This window comes from Siphonobacter sp. SORGH_AS_0500, from assembly GCF_002838835.1.
Taxonomy (GTDB): domain Bacteria; phylum Bacteroidota; class Bacteroidia; order Cytophagales; family Spirosomataceae; genus Siphonobacter.
This window is the reverse complement of sequence record NZ_NHPP01000003.1, coordinates 156,531-169,911: the sequence shown is the minus strand read 5'-3', so window position 1 is coordinate 169,911 and position 13,381 is coordinate 156,531. Positions and strand designations below refer to the sequence as shown.

General features: G+C 44.5%; 16 protein-coding genes. 7 read left to right on the top strand and 9 right to left on the bottom strand.

The window, feature by feature from the left end:
• Positions 1-69: 69 nt before the first annotated feature.
• Together BWI96_RS04485 and BWI96_RS04480 are read left to right on the top strand one after the other, a co-directional pair.
• Complete coding sequence (locus BWI96_RS04485) at positions 70-1,089, top strand: hypothetical protein (protein WP_106635493.1); 1,020 nt, start codon at positions 70-72, stop codon at positions 1,087-1,089.
• Between the two features lie 98 nt (positions 1,090-1,187).
• Positions 1,188-1,436, top strand: coding sequence for a hypothetical protein (locus BWI96_RS04480; RefSeq protein WP_106635492.1), 249 nt, complete (start codon positions 1,188-1,190; stop codon positions 1,434-1,436).
• Between the two features lie 419 nt (positions 1,437-1,855).
• Here BWI96_RS04480 and ruvB read toward each other — a convergent pair whose 3' ends face one another.
• On the bottom strand, positions 1,856-2,884 hold the full coding sequence (gene ruvB, locus BWI96_RS04475) for a Holliday junction branch migration DNA helicase RuvB (protein WP_106635661.1): 1,029 nt from the start codon (positions 2,882-2,884) through the stop codon (positions 1,856-1,858).
• Between the two features lie 147 nt (positions 2,885-3,031).
• Here ruvB and BWI96_RS04470 point away from each other — a divergent pair, with 147 nt between their 5' ends.
• Genes BWI96_RS04470 through BWI96_RS04460 form a run of 4 tightly spaced genes read left to right on the top strand, consistent with a single transcriptional unit; the run spans position 3,032 to position 4,291 of the window.
• Complete coding sequence (locus BWI96_RS04470) at positions 3,032-3,307, top strand: hypothetical protein (RefSeq protein ID WP_106635491.1); 276 nt, start codon at positions 3,032-3,034, stop codon at positions 3,305-3,307.
• Positions 3,308-3,322: 15 nt separating this feature from the next.
• Entirely contained in the window at positions 3,323-3,493 is a 171-nt protein-coding gene (locus BWI96_RS21430; protein WP_157830215.1) for a hypothetical protein, read from the top strand.
• Positions 3,490-4,119, top strand: a complete 630-nt coding sequence (locus BWI96_RS04465; RefSeq protein WP_157830214.1) for a PD-(D/E)XK nuclease-like domain-containing protein — start codon at positions 3,490-3,492, stop codon at positions 4,117-4,119. The genes BWI96_RS21430 and BWI96_RS04465 overlap by 4 nt, the downstream gene beginning before the upstream one ends.
• Positions 4,079-4,291 carry a hypothetical protein gene (locus BWI96_RS04460; protein WP_106635489.1) on the top strand — a complete coding sequence of 71 codons (213 nt, stop codon included), beginning with the start codon at positions 4,079-4,081 and terminating at the stop codon, positions 4,289-4,291. The genes BWI96_RS04465 and BWI96_RS04460 overlap by 41 nt, the downstream gene beginning before the upstream one ends.
• A 20-nt stretch (positions 4,292-4,311) precedes the next feature.
• On the opposite strand, the gene BWI96_RS04455 is transcribed toward BWI96_RS04460, so the two are convergent.
• The 3 genes from BWI96_RS04455 to BWI96_RS04445 all read right to left on the bottom strand — a co-directional run bounded on the left by BWI96_RS04455 (position 4,312) and on the right by BWI96_RS04445 (position 6,104).
• On the bottom strand, positions 4,312-4,854 hold the full coding sequence (locus BWI96_RS04455; RefSeq protein WP_106635488.1) for a DUF4385 domain-containing protein: 543 nt from the start codon (positions 4,852-4,854) through the stop codon (positions 4,312-4,314).
• A 104-nt stretch (positions 4,855-4,958) separates the two neighbouring features.
• Positions 4,959-5,540, bottom strand: coding sequence for a type II toxin-antitoxin system VapC family toxin (locus BWI96_RS04450; RefSeq protein WP_157830213.1), 582 nt, complete (start codon positions 5,538-5,540; stop codon positions 4,959-4,961).
• A 30-nt stretch (positions 5,541-5,570) separates the two neighbouring features.
• Positions 5,571-6,104: a hypothetical protein gene (locus tag BWI96_RS04445; RefSeq protein ID WP_106635486.1), complete on the bottom strand. Its 534-nt coding sequence runs from the start codon at positions 6,102-6,104 to the stop codon at positions 5,571-5,573.
• Positions 6,105-6,224: 120 nt separating this feature from the next.
• Here BWI96_RS04445 and BWI96_RS04440 point away from each other — a divergent pair, with 120 nt between their 5' ends.
• The gene (locus tag BWI96_RS04440; RefSeq protein ID WP_106635485.1) at positions 6,225-6,668 is read left to right on the top strand and encodes a helix-turn-helix transcriptional regulator; all 444 of its coding nucleotides are present in this window, start codon (positions 6,225-6,227) and stop codon (positions 6,666-6,668) included.
• A 69-nt stretch (positions 6,669-6,737) separates the two neighbouring features.
• On the opposite strand, the gene BWI96_RS04435 is transcribed toward BWI96_RS04440, so the two are convergent.
• The 5 genes from BWI96_RS04435 to BWI96_RS04415 form a co-directional block, all read right to left on the bottom strand.
• A complete protein-coding gene (locus BWI96_RS04435) occupies positions 6,738-7,427 on the bottom strand; it encodes a hypothetical protein (protein WP_106635484.1) in 690 nt (229 codons plus the stop codon).
• A 112-nt stretch (positions 7,428-7,539) separates the two neighbouring features.
• On the bottom strand, positions 7,540-8,280 hold the full coding sequence (locus BWI96_RS04430; RefSeq protein ID WP_106635483.1) for a LexA family transcriptional regulator: 741 nt from the start codon (positions 8,278-8,280) through the stop codon (positions 7,540-7,542).
• 433 nt (positions 8,281-8,713) lie between these two features.
• Entirely contained in the window at positions 8,714-10,630 is a 1,917-nt protein-coding gene (locus tag BWI96_RS04425) for a TonB-dependent siderophore receptor (RefSeq protein ID WP_106635482.1), read from the bottom strand.
• 180 nt (positions 10,631-10,810) lie between these two features.
• Positions 10,811-12,157, bottom strand: coding sequence for an AMP-binding protein (locus tag BWI96_RS04420; RefSeq protein ID WP_106635481.1), 1,347 nt, complete (start codon positions 12,155-12,157; stop codon positions 10,811-10,813).
• On the bottom strand, positions 12,154-13,275 hold the full coding sequence (locus tag BWI96_RS04415; RefSeq protein ID WP_106635480.1) for a thiolase family protein: 1,122 nt from the start codon (positions 13,273-13,275) through the stop codon (positions 12,154-12,156). The genes BWI96_RS04420 and BWI96_RS04415 overlap by 4 nt, the downstream gene beginning before the upstream one ends.
• Positions 13,276-13,381: the final 106 nt, after the last annotated feature.

Sequence of the window (13,381 nt, the reverse complement as noted above, 5' to 3'; positions counted from 1 at the left end):
AATATTCATTATCAGGGAACATGAAGCAGGCAGATTTGGTTATATTAATCCATAAGCCTACTTGAAAAAATGCAAGAAAATCAGCAACAGTTATCGATCCTTCAGGAAGACGACGAACAGTGGCGGCAATCCATCGCAGCCCGCGTTTTTCTGAACCATTTTTTTGGAATTCATTACCACATTCGGGAAACCGAAGCCGCCGGAAAACTCTCCGATCTGGAGCGTTTCCGTAACTTCTCTCCCCGTATGAATGATACTACGCTTGAAGTAACCAAACGAATGTTAATCAACGCGTGGAATACGGAATACGCCCTGCGAAATACCGCAACGATGGGTGACGATTCCTTTTTATCCAATGCCTTACACTGGACCTTCCCACAGGCTTATTACTGTGTCTGGTACGGTCTGCGAGCATTCCTGGCCACTCAGGGCGTATTAACGAGCGACGAAGCAAACATTCGCCGTCGTACCAGCCGGCTGGTTGCTAATTCGTATTACCCTCGTTACCTAAGTTTTTACGCCGACGGCCCGCTGGATCATTACCACGTTCATCGTTTACCGAAAGGCCAACGGAATCCCGGTCTGGTATTGGCCGATAGTCCTTTTGAGGCTCAGGCTCAGATCGGACAGTTTTTACGGACTACGCGTACCCTACAATTACGGTCGCTGCGTCAGAAATTACAGAGTAACCCGGCACTGGCCTTGCGAAGCGAACGGACGGGTAAAATTCTGGAGAAATTCAGTGCCCAACACTGGCAGGAGTTATCGGAACGGGTAGGTTTAACCACCTTCCTGGATTTGTTCTCCCGCCTGCGGATTTCGTCAACTAACCGGGAGATTGAACGCTTCGTCAATGTGGATGTTGATTTCAAACTTTTTCACGTGTCTTTACTGGATATCGTGGATCATATCAACGCCATCCACGAAGCTTATGTAGTAAAAGCCATGGGTGTAACGGCCTACCGCGAGTTTCTGGGCACACTACCCGATTATTTAAAAAATGGTTTTGTACAACGGCGGTTTACCGAACGAATTAAACCGGAATTAGACATGCATTTAATTTCATTACCCGGTCGTCGGGCAGCATAGTCATACTTTAAGTGAAGGGCATTATCAAAACCTAGAGTAATGTTCTTCACTTATTCATCTTTTTAAATGTAGTTATACCTACTTATAAAATTAAAGCCATGAATCAGGAACCCATTTTTATGAAATCAAAAGGCGGCGGGCAATATTTTAAATGCCAGGGTGAGGAGGTGAAAATTATTTGTCTTTATGAGTTTAATCCTCTGGTAGAACGTACTCGTATGAGACCTGATACTTTGGGTAAATTAGCCTGTGATCCTTGTAGTGAAAGTGAATTTAGAGAAGCAGAATTAAAAGTAGCCCGTTTATTGGATTTACCCGTTTTAATTACTGAAGAAACAAGGGCTTAATTCACGTGAATAGCTTTTTTTACTTATTAAAGTATATCTACCGTCAAATTATTTTAATCAAATTAATTCTTTGTTAAAGAATAATATTTTTACAATACATTAAGTATATAGTATCAATATTTTTATTATTGAATAATACCTATTGTTTTTAAAGTACCTTCTATTTTTATTAGTTATAAAACAAAAAGCATCGATGTTAAAAACATCGATGCTTCCCTCGTAATTTATTAAAGCTAAGCCGCCAACTTCGCTTTAATTAGCTCTTATTGCTGAGTTCGTAATCTAAAGAGCATGTACAAATATAGACTGTTTTTTAAAACAGTCTATACAAATCTCTCTTTTTTATTAACAAAAAATATTAATTAAGAATAATTACGAGTTAGAAGCTCTTATTTTGACTTAAATCGCCTTTTAATTTACTAAGCTGCCATTTGGAATGGGTTATTTCCTATCGGATAATCAAACCCTAAATGTCGATACGCTTTTTCGGTTGCTTCTCTTCCTCGAGGTGTTCTCATCAGATAACCTTCCTGAATTAAAAAAGGCTCGTATACTTCTTCAATCGTTTCGGCTTCGTCTCCAATCGCAGTGGCAATCGTAGAAAGTCCAACCGGGCCACCTTTAAATTTTTCAATAATAGCCAATAGAATTCGGTTGTCCATTTCGTCCAATCCTCCTTCGTCTACTTCCAAGGCTTTTAAAGATGTTTCTGCAATTTTCTGGCTGATCGTACCGTCGCCTAATACCTGAGCAAAATCGCGGGTTCGGCGTAGTAAGTTATTAGCAATACGTGGCGTTCCCCGACTCCGGCGGGCCAGTTCCAGAGCTCCTTCCGGCTGAATGGGGGTCCCTAACATGGATGACGACCGGGTAATAATTGTAGATAACAAGTTAGCGTCGTAGTACTCCAGTCGGCAGTTAATCCCGAAACGAGCCCGCAAAGGAGAAGTCAGTAAGCCCGCCCGCGTGGTCGCTCCAATTAAGGTAAAAGGATTGAGACCAATCTGCACCGTCCGGGAGTTCGGACCGCTATCCAATAAAATATCAATTCGATAATCCTCCATCGCTGAATATAGATATTCTTCTACCACAGGATTCAGTCGGTGAATTTCATCGATAAACAACACATCCCCTTTCTGCAAGGTTGTTAGCACCCCCGTCAAATCGCTGGGTTTTTCTAATACTGGCCCCGTAGTAGCCTTCAGCCCGGCTCCCATTTCATTAGCCAGAATATGAGACAAGGTAGTTTTGCCCAAACCCGGAGGGCCGTGGAGCAATACGTGATCCAGGGTTTCCCCCCGTTGCCGGGCGGCCTGAACAAATATCTTTAGGTTTTCAAGCACTTTATCCTGCCCCGTAAAGTCATCAAAAGAGAGCGGTCGAAGAGCCCGCTCGAATTCCCGATCTTCTTCCTTGACGGATTTCTGCCGAACAATGTTATTCTCCATGTTGACCATTATTTTTATTCAAATATACAAAATTTATTACCTATATTTTCAATTTATATTCATTTAATGTGAATAAAATCTAGAATAATTAATCAAATAAGGTAAATAGTTATTATATTTGTATATAAACTTTTGACTAATCTAATCATGACTATTCAACGAGATTTGTTCTATCAGACACCCGACGGAGAGCATTTTTTCCGTCATACGGAAGGTTTCGTAACCATCGTTGCTTTGCGTGAAGATTGCCCAGCCATTCAACGACTTCGTTACTGGCCCGGTATGCTATATGCTTATGGATGCTTACCTACTTCGGCTGCTGCCTATGCAGATGCTTTTAATCAGACGGAGGCATTGTTACGGGAACTAGCTCCCAAGCAAGTGGACGAGATTCCTTTTGCCACGACTAAACTGGCCTCCTAACCCCTCAAGTCCTGTATGTCTACCAAATCATTCGCATTACTATGCATTCGGCAGGAAGTGGCCACTCACGGTCACCTGACGCCTGAAGGGATGAAGATTTACCGGGAATATAAATTGTCGGCCCGTGAGCTGTCAGAAGCGACGGCTCAGGGTTTGCACTTGTATCAGCAATGGAAACATCGATGAACGAAGACGAATACCGGCAGTTACGCCGCATTTCGAACAGTGATTTAAGTCGGTTCAGGGATTACCTGTTCGGACGCAAATCTTACATACCACCCCGGACAGCCACTTTTGGTCGGGCTTTACATGCTACTTTGCTGGAGCCGCACCGCCCGGAGATTCCCATTCATACGGAAGATCAGGAGCGTTTGACGCGTCTGGAAGCCAATTTGCGGGCTCATAAAGAATTCAACTGGTATCGTCAGTATTCGAAGAAAGAGCACGCTCAGTTATTCACGGACGTAACTACCTCTCTTCCCTGCAAAGCCCGCCTAGATATGGTGTTCAGAAATCAGGTGGTTTTGGATCTTAAAACGACTTCGGCGAATTCATTTGCTGACTTTGTGAATCAGTGCCATAACCTGGAATATGACCGACAGGCAGCTTTTTATTTGGATAGCCTGGGAGGTTCGGGTAAAGAATTCATTTTCGTCGGCGTTCAGAAAAAGGAACCCTATGACATTTTCTGGTTTAAAACCAACCCTGAGTTTTTAGAACAGGGTCGGAAGAAATATCAATTTTTAATAGAAACCTGGAAGGAGGTTCAATATGATTTTACTGAAGGGAAGCCGTGGCATTTGGCTGCTTAAGGCTGAAACCATTGAAAGCGTTGAAATTGAATCGGATACCTCGATTATTACTACTGCAACGCAGCAAATTATTGTAGAAACCAAACTGAACTGGCAGGCTCTCAGCCAGTTATATCCACAATTGGATATGAGCCAGCTAGTAGCTCATACCAGCACCCAGCCCGCTTTTTAATAGCTACGGAAAAGTACAGATTAGCTTACGTACTTTTCCGTAAACTCTTTTTTCTGCTGTAAGTAATCAGGATTTTGCCGGGCTTCGTCCCAATAATGCTTGAAAATAGCCGCCGCTTTCGCCTTTTCGCTGGTTAAAGCATCTTCTTCCTGGGGGCGAATCTCATTTCCTTTGTGAATACTACCCTGTGAATACGGATATGATTTTTGCTCACCTTTTCCATCGTCTTCTTTTTCCGTATATTTTTTACCGCTGGCGTGATTAGCATAACGCCGAGCCCGGGTAAATCCCATCTGCAAATATTTTCGGGCCATATCTGCCCCTACAAAATCTTTTTCACGCAGGTATGCTTTAAACTTTTCATAAATAGCCTCTGCCGATTCTCTGGCCATGAGCTCCGTTCGAAATCGCCATAAAGGTAATAGTTCAGACTTGTAGGGTTCCACCAGTAATACCCCCTGTTCTCCCACCCCAACCCGGTATAATTCGGGATGTTCACGAAAGTCTGTTTGCTTAAAATCAAGTGTATAGTTGAAGGCCTTGGTTACTTTTTTCTTCGTCATATGCTGATTGCTTTTTGGGACTAATAAAAAAAATGGCCCAGCCAGAAAATCCTGACTGGGCCTGTTTTAGGCGGGTGGAATCAATAACGTTATACAATATACGCTTACCAAAGCTGCTTCAATCCCTGCGAACGATAAGCCTCAAAATGACCATCTGGAGAAATTAAGGTGGCCCCTATAGCCAAAGATTGAGCTACCAACCAGCCACAGGTAATGCGGCTGGCAGCGTTTGGTAAAGCGGAAAGGTTCCGGTATTTCTCCAGAGCCAGAGCATCCATGGGTAATAATTGTAATTTGTAATGAGTCATTACCTGGTTCATGAATTCACCAAAGCTGACATTGATCTCATATAAATCACGTTTCATCTTTTCGGCCAGTTCCAGCCAGGAGCATTCACTCACATAGCAGGTAATGCCAGGCTCATTGATTGCCACCACCGCCGTCTGCGACAGTCGGTAAGCATCCCGAATGAGGTAATCCAGCGTTGGCGTATCTAGCAGTAAGTGCTTGGGCCAACGTTTGGGTTCTTTAAAATCGGTCTTTAACGGTTGTATTTCCTGCCAAACCTGAGCAGACACCTTGCCTACGAAATCTTTGGGCACTTTGGGAGCTTTACGCGTACGAGCAGCCACCGGGGCCATTACCTCAACAGGAATAACCGAGGATGTAACTAGTTTTGAAGGCATGGGAATAAAGAATTAAAGGTTCACAAATCATTAGGCCCTTTGTGAGTAGGCAGGATTTTTCTCGGAATAGCTTCCGTGGAAGCGTTCCAGGTATTCAGCCCGACGCTCAAAGTGAATATGCAAAAGCTGGATGATTCGCCGACGGCTCAGGGGCCTTCTCCAGCGACTAACCCGACTGCGGACTTCTTTAAACGCCACGACAAATTCACGATAACTTTCGTATGGAAACTGCTGGGCTAATTCTTCAGCTAAGCTTGTAATCTGAGCGGGAAATAAACGGCAATCCGCGTGGGCAATCTGTGACAAATCCGCCAGCGTAATCGCTAAAAGCTTTGTTACCGTATCTTTTCCCAGTTTTCTACTGATTTCACTACACTTTGGAAACCGCCAGGCCGTTCCAAAAGTGGAGTTTTCCCGAACCTGTTCATACAACTCCAGCAATGCCGGAGACGGGGTAGCCACCTGCCGAACCGTTAAGGGTTGAATTTCCCGTAATAATTGATATTCGATAGATGGAAGCGTGGCCAAACGGCCTATCGCTGGCTCTTTATGCACTTTGATCATTTCAATTTCGGGAAAACCCCATTATTTTAGAAATATCAAAAAATTATTGAGCATTTTCAGCAATAATTTAAAAATCATTTGACTACTTTTGCTGAAGTCCACAAAAACTCTTGCACGGATATGGAACAAACCTCAATGGCAACTATCTACGAACGGTTATCTCACCTAATTCAAAGTAAAAAACTGACTCCTTACCGGTTTAGTCAGGAATTAGGCTTCTCAAAACCTGCCAAACTTTACTCCATTTTAAAAGGTAAAACACAACCGAGTTACGATACGTTATTGTCGATTGCTTCCGTATACGATGATCTTGATTGCAACTGGTTACTTCGGGGAACGGGTAATATTTTTATTCAAACCCTCCCTACTTACCCCTCTGAAGCCATCAATGCCGAAACGAATGGCCCCCTTTCTGGTTTGGAGTTACTACAAAAACAGATTCAGTTTCTTGAAAAACAAGTTCATGATCGCGACGAGGTTATTGCCCTCCTTAAAGAACAAATCGTTGTTCTTCGTGACGTTATCGGTAGCATTAAGCCTGCTCAAACCGAAAACAGTCTTTAGTAATTAGAAAGAACCGCCAACTTCACTTTCTCACGAGTCATTTCCAGCTGGCGGTCTTTCTTTTTGTGGTTAGGCCGCTTTGCTAGCCAATTCTTTCGGCGATTCTGGCAAAGAAACCAGTTCAGCTTCGGGTAATCGGTTGTAGAATTTAGACACAATCCGATGTAAAGCTGAATCCGTCAATGTTTCGGCCCGATACAAATGATGATCCCGGGCAAAATCGCGGTATTCTTTCGCAAGCTCTTCATTGCCCGTCCGGTACGAGAACCGAGCGATGTACCAGGATTTTCCTGAATCTGCTTTGCTCGTCACTTTCTCAGGTTTTACTGTGATGATTAAATCACACAGCGTTTTTCTTTCGTAAAAAACGGGTTGCATCATACGGTACAACTCTGAAACGGATGTGTTATTAAACATCAGCGAAGCCACGCAGTTATCCGAATCTACAAAGAAAAACTCCGCCCATACTTCCTGCTCACTTCTGGTAAAGAGCGTATCTTCAAAAATCCGGTACGCGATGGGTTGAAATGAAAATTCAGTAACGGGCTTACCGATGGAATCCGTCAGGATTCGTTCTCCGTATAAATTAAACTGGCCATTCTGACCGTTAAATCGATATTCGCGTGGGTGGCCTTCCAGATACAGAAACTTGCTTTCTGCAACCATTGCTCCCGTTTCTTCATCCACTCGCTCAATCTGATACGATTTGAGATTTCCTTTTTCTGACGAAGCAAGTGCTACTGGGTTCGATGAATTCATAGCTATAGTGTTTTTTTAGCGACTCAATAAAGTCTATATCTTTTGTACAAATATAAAATAAAAATTTAAACTTATACAAAAAACAAAGACATTTATTCACTTTTTTTATACACTACTCGGAAAGCCGCTGAATAGGGAAATTATTTTCAAAATAGCCCGCGAAACGCCATAATTCCCGAATATCTTCCCGGCGAACGGGATAAGGGGCATAGCGATCATTCAATGACTTTAGTACAAGCACTCCCTTTTCAGCGAGATAGTTATAAATCATTTTTAACACGACTCCTTCATCCTGAGTAACGACCAGACAAATCGAACCATTCTTGACCGCTTCCCAATTTTCGATGTATTCCCCAAAGACTACCGCTCCATCGCGTAAAGGAGGCATGGACTCACCCTCGTAAGGGAAGGCCCGGTATTTACGATCGCGAGCCAGAAAAGGCAGGTGAAACGTAGGTAATTTCCCAATAAAATCCAGATCGCCGTAGCCTTCTGCATACCCACCTAAAGCCTTAACATGAACAAATTCAACGTTTTCCTGATCCTGCGTATCTACCGTTGTGGCTAATACCCGAAGTTCAGGAACTTTAGGCATGTTTACAGGCTCTTTACTGAGATCTTTCCGAAGTAGGTCATCTACGCTTACCTGAAAGAAATCTGCTACTTTTACTAAATCACCGTAGCGAGGCTCCGCCCGTCCAGATTCATAAGCAGCCCAGGTTGACTTTTTTAATCCTAATTCATCCGCCAGACGTTGCTGAGAAACCTTCCCCTCTAATCGACCGCGTAACTGAACTAGATTTCTGGAAAAAAAGTCCGGTTGTGTTAGCTCTTCAGCAGATATATTATCCATTTTTTTAGTCAATTCTTATAACTTTTGAACAAATATAGAATTATTTTCTCGTATCGAACAAGAAACGTACACATTTTTTGGTTCAAAAATTTCAATAAGAATTATATAGTAGTAATTATGCTTTTCTATAGAACTTTACTAAGGTAGAAATAGCTGGTCGTTATCGATAATGGATGATGCCTACAAATGCTGCTTCCAGTGGCAAAGATTGTAACCTAGCGACCGAATTGCTGTACAAGTCTATGTTCAAAACAAAACAAGCTAGTAGCCTATAACGCCGCTGCCAGCGTAGCCCGGCCAGCTTGCTGTATAATTCCGTGCTCAAAACAATAATAATTCAACAGCCTACTAGTCTATAAACGCCGCTGCCAGCGTTTCCGCTGGCAGCAACCACTCTTCCATACAATTTACAAGCCGACAGCGGCAAAAGTCATTACAATTTCAACGAGATTCCAGTCGTCACCCAGCGACCGGGTTGCTGTACAAATCCGTGTTCAAAGTAAGACTGATTCAACAGGTTATTGGCATCGACGAATAACCGGAACTTCGGACGATTCCAGGAGAGGCGGGTATCGACCAGGTGAATCGTGGCGTAAGGCTCGGGGGCGGTAGTGGCATCCCATTGGTATTCACCCTCGCGTTTTTTGAGCGTATACCAAAGATCCAGCGAAAGATCTTTGGCCAGCCGCACATTCGCTCCTACACTCAATTTATGCCGCAGGTAATTCAGGGTATAAAACGACTGGAAGTTATTTTGCTTCTTATCCGCCCAGATGTAGGCATAATTGAAAGTTAGTCGTTGAAACCAGTGTTTCTCATTACCCAACACCTGGGCCATTCTTAAAGTATACGCTACTTCCGCCCCAATCGTGTTCAGATTATTAATGTTTTCAATGCGGGGAACGGCCTGATCGGGACGTTTGATTTTGTCGATAGCCGTGCTGCTTTGCCGATAGAAAACAGAAAGAGTCGTTTGGTCAATCGCGGTAAATCGCTTCGTTCCTACCTCATAACTCCAGGCTTTTTCTGGCCGCACATTGGGGTCAGCAATAACGGTAGAGGTATTACCATACATCTCCGTAAAAGTCGGGTAACGCACCGCCCGATTCACACTTCCGTAAATGTTAAGTGTTTCAGAGAGCGAATAAGAAGCGTCCAGTCCGGGGTACCATTCGTTACCAAATTGCGAGTTGATGTTGAATAGCGTCCCAGCCACCAGCGTCAGCCGATCCCAGCGTTTGAATTGCTCCAGGTAAAAGTTGACATTATCCCGGTCTTTGCCTAAAGTGTAGTTATTACCGAAAAAACCCGGCACTTCCCGCGACTTTGCTAAAGCATCTCCTAGACGGTTACTAATGATGGATTCCCGCCGCCACTCGGCTCCAAAGGAAGTGGTACCCCAGGCATTCGTCCACTTGTTACGCCATTCGATATCATAGACGTTAGTTTGGTGAAAGTTAATAGAAGCCGGTTTGGTGTAGCGATAGTTATTGAAATCGTACATATCATAATGCCGCCGCCAGGAACCCGTCAGGTTTGAATACCAGCTTTTGGTTAGCTGTCGGTCAGCTTGAGCCACCACAAAATACTGCTTTACCTGCTCGTACTGATTGTTGAATTTGGGATGATAAAAATTGGAAGCTCCAAACTGATTATCCATAAAACCACCCTGCAAGGCCAGCGTCGTCCGGTCTAAGTGGAAAGCCGTTCTTCCGTACAGATTATGTCGGTCAAAAGCGGTGTTATAGGCATATCCATCGCTATGAATTTTTTCAGCCGCTACGAGTGTTGTCTGTTTTTCGGTGGTTAACCCAACCGCTGTATTTAATTGATACAGACCATATTGACCTCCGGCGGCTCCAATTTGTACCTGACTGGGCTGATTCTTTTTGGTAATGATGTTAATAACCCCTGAAAAAGCACTGGGGCCAAACACACGCGAAGCTCCGCCCTGAAGAATCTCTATTTTCTCAATCATTTCCAATGGGAAAGGCAAATTGAGCGAATGGTGGCCCGTCTGCGGATCATTCATTTTAACACCATCCACCAAAATCAGCGTCTGATCGAAGTTCCCGCCGCGAATACTCACGTCGGCCTGTACACCCAACGGAGCTCTCGACCGCACGTCGACGTTCAAAGCGTATTGCAATACGCCATCCAGGGTCTTAACGGGAGCTTTTTCGATTTCCTGAGCGGTAATAACGGTGACGTTACGGGCCGTTTTCCGAATATCCGTTGATTGTAGGTTAGCGGTCACTGTAACTTCCGATAAACCAACGGTTTTAGTGGAATCCTGAGCGTACAAATGGGCAGAAAGGAGAAATGCAACGATGTATACTATACGTTTCATGTAATAAACAAAACATAAGGACTCAGCAAGAGTTAAAATGGATCATTCATGAATGCCTGGGCACTAGAATTCCATCACACTTCTGTGAGTGAGTTAAGAAAAAGAAAAACAGGGTACAATCGGGTAAAGGCTAGTGAACCCTGAAGATTCACAGCAAAGGAACAACCCGATCAATCGAACTTAACGTTCGAGCGTAGCAAGGGAATCTTCTTCGGAAAAAATCCGAGCAACAGCATGATAGTCAATCTTTCCATTATCTTTTCGGGGAAGATTGCGTAACTCCAGAATACGTCTGGGCTGTTTGAACGTAGGTAAGGAATGTAATAAATGGGTTTTTAGCTGCTGGCTATAATTTGCCTGAACATGACCCGGGTAACTGGCACTAAACACCAGATAGATATCGTGCGAAAGATCCTCCCGAAGCAAGCCTATGACAGCTACTTCGGTAACAAAAGGTAGCAGTTTCGCACTGTTTTCTATTTCTTCAGCAAAAACGTTCAGACCCCGACGATTAAACATCCGGCCCGAACGGCCCATCAGAATCAGGCGTCCGTCTTCGATTAACCCTAAATCAAAAACCGTATTAACGCCCCGGTAATCGGGTGATACATAGTCACTTTCAACCAAAATTCGCTGATCAACGATTTTGATTTTTACGCCGGGAAAGGCCTGTCCCACCGCGTAACTATGCTGAATAATCTCCTGATTCTGCTGGTAACTGACGTGCCCTAACTCGGCAGCACCGTAATACTCGGTCAATAAAACGTCGGGGCAACATGCCAGCAGAATTTCCGCTAATGAAGCCTCTAGCTTTTCCCCCGCACTAACCAGTGACCGGATTCCTGGCAGCGATAATGATTTTTTTGCCCAAAGCCGATAGTGCGAAGGCACCATAAACACTGAGCTAATCTGCTGCTCCTGCATTTGTCGGGGCCAGCTGGCAGCCGACTTCAGTGAAGTCATGACCACCGTCCCTCCCTGCCAGAGCATATGCAGCACGCTGTTCAGGTTAGCCGAATAACTCAGGGCATCCAGTACAAACAGACGGTCGTCCGGGGTAATGCCAAATACGTCACTCTGATGCGGGAAAGCCGTTACCCAGCTCTGGTAGTCTTTCCAGATTACTTTGGGAGTTGACTCAGTCCCAGAGGTTAATACACCGAGGAATCGATCTGTCAAGGTAGCGGACTGTATTTCGGTCAGAGCTACGCTTTCCTGATTTCTTGGTGGTAAAGTCGTCGCTTCTTCCTGTTCAAGCAAGCCCTGAATTTGCTCCTCATTTAGCTGAGTAGAAGCCATAATACTGGCTTTCCCAAGAGCCATTAACGCCAGTAAATCCAGCAGATTTTCCAGCGAATGGGCGTGCGTCAGGATAACTTTGGGGGCAGTGACTCGGTGCTGGTAAGCCCCCGCCCGATACTTAATCTCCTCACTCAACTCAGCATACGAAAGACTCCGCAGGCCGTACACGATGGCCTGCTTTTCAGGAAATTTTTCAGCGGTATGAAGAATTCTCTGAACGATCACGCGTTGAGATTTTCGATCATTAGAGCGATTCCGAGTCCTCCGGCAACACCGACCGTTACGAGTCCAAATCGCTTGCGGGTATGTTCGAGAGCCCGCATGAGGTGAATTAAATTAATGATTCCAGAGGCTCCGAACGGATGTCCGTAAGCCAAATTGCCCCCAAAGATATTCACTTTTTCTTCGGAAATATTCCAGTGCCGCATAAATGCGAGTGGTTTTACCGCAAATGACTCATTGATTTCGAATAAATCAATCTCCTGAATCGACCTTTTACTTTGGCTTAATAACCGCTCCGTAGCCCAGATTACCCCAGCCGGAGCCATCGTAGGTGCCCCCCCTGCAAGAGCCGAAGCTACAATCCTGAATTTGGGCTGAAAATCAGCTTTTTCCGATGCATTGATTAACAGAACTCCGGCAGCTCCGTCATGTAAATGAGCGGTATTAGTATGGTCAATTAAAGCTGAGGTTTGCGTTGCCCATAACTGAGATTCCAACAGATTTTTGCGGATGGGCTGATCGCTGAAAAAATTTTGATACGGAAGACGAATTTCCTTCAATAGCTGTTCCGACTGGCTGGCTAACTGATGGCTGCGAAGCGTCCAGCGGATCATTTCTTCTTTCGTGATGCCATACGTTTCAGCAACCAGACGAGCCGCTTCGGTCAATCGCGAATCACCCCAACTTTCGGGAGCAAAGGTGGCCTGCGTATAGTACGTGTCTTCATCCTGATACCGAAAATCACGAGTGTGATACTGTCTTCGGGGGGCTAGGCTGTTGCTTTCCATACCTCCCGCAATCACACACTGACTCATTCCACTTCGAAGCTGGGCTTCGGCCATGATCACCGACCGCAGTCCCGCTCCGCACTGCATATCAATGGTCGTAGCCGGAATAGCTACTGGAAGTCCGGCTTCTAGTAAGGCATAACGGGCCATGTTTCCACCCGTCCCCAGGGCATTTCCAAGCATTACTTCATCCAGCGTTGCCGAAAGAGAAGGATATTTACGAAGAAACTCCCGGAGTATTTCAGCCATTAATCGCTCAGGAATTTCGGTCTTGTAATAGCCATTTGCTTTACCCGTAGGCAGACGAAAACCTTCGACGATGTATGCTGACATTGGATGCAATTAATCTTGAATAACCCTGCGAAGGTAGAATCTTATTCAAAAAATGCCGTAATCCAGGTTCTGATTACGGCATTTTGCGGGAGTAACTATTTGCCTG

Coding starts and splice junctions, on each gene's coding strand:
- BWI96_RS04485 (WP_106635493.1), top strand. CDS start 70: ATGCAAGAAAATCAGCAACAGTTATCGATCCTTCAGGAAGACGACGAA.
- BWI96_RS04480 (WP_106635492.1), top strand. CDS start 1,188: ATGAATCAGGAACCCATTTTTATGAAATCAAAAGGCGGCGGGCAATAT.
- ruvB (WP_106635661.1), bottom strand. CDS start 2,884: ATGGAGAATAACATTGTTCGGCAGAAATCCGTCAAGGAAGAAGATCGG.
- BWI96_RS04470 (WP_106635491.1), top strand. CDS start 3,032: ATGACTATTCAACGAGATTTGTTCTATCAGACACCCGACGGAGAGCAT.
- BWI96_RS21430 (WP_157830215.1), top strand. CDS start 3,323: ATGTCTACCAAATCATTCGCATTACTATGCATTCGGCAGGAAGTGGCC.
- BWI96_RS04465 (WP_157830214.1), top strand. CDS start 3,490: ATGAACGAAGACGAATACCGGCAGTTACGCCGCATTTCGAACAGTGAT.
- BWI96_RS04460 (WP_106635489.1), top strand. CDS start 4,079: ATGATTTTACTGAAGGGAAGCCGTGGCATTTGGCTGCTTAAGGCTGAA.
- BWI96_RS04455 (WP_106635488.1), bottom strand. CDS start 4,854: ATGACGAAGAAAAAAGTAACCAAGGCCTTCAACTATACACTTGATTTT.
- BWI96_RS04450 (WP_157830213.1), bottom strand. CDS start 5,540: ATGCCTTCAAAACTAGTTACATCCTCGGTTATTCCTGTTGAGGTAATG.
- BWI96_RS04445 (WP_106635486.1), bottom strand. CDS start 6,104: ATGATCAAAGTGCATAAAGAGCCAGCGATAGGCCGTTTGGCCACGCTT.
- BWI96_RS04440 (WP_106635485.1), top strand. CDS start 6,225: ATGGAACAAACCTCAATGGCAACTATCTACGAACGGTTATCTCACCTA.
- BWI96_RS04435 (WP_106635484.1), bottom strand. CDS start 7,427: ATGAATTCATCGAACCCAGTAGCACTTGCTTCGTCAGAAAAAGGAAAT.
- BWI96_RS04430 (WP_106635483.1), bottom strand. CDS start 8,280: ATGGATAATATATCTGCTGAAGAGCTAACACAACCGGACTTTTTTTCC.
- BWI96_RS04425 (WP_106635482.1), bottom strand. CDS start 10,630: ATGAAACGTATAGTATACATCGTTGCATTTCTCCTTTCTGCCCATTTG.
- BWI96_RS04415 (WP_106635480.1), bottom strand. CDS start 13,275: ATGTCAGCATACATCGTCGAAGGTTTTCGTCTGCCTACGGGTAAAGCA.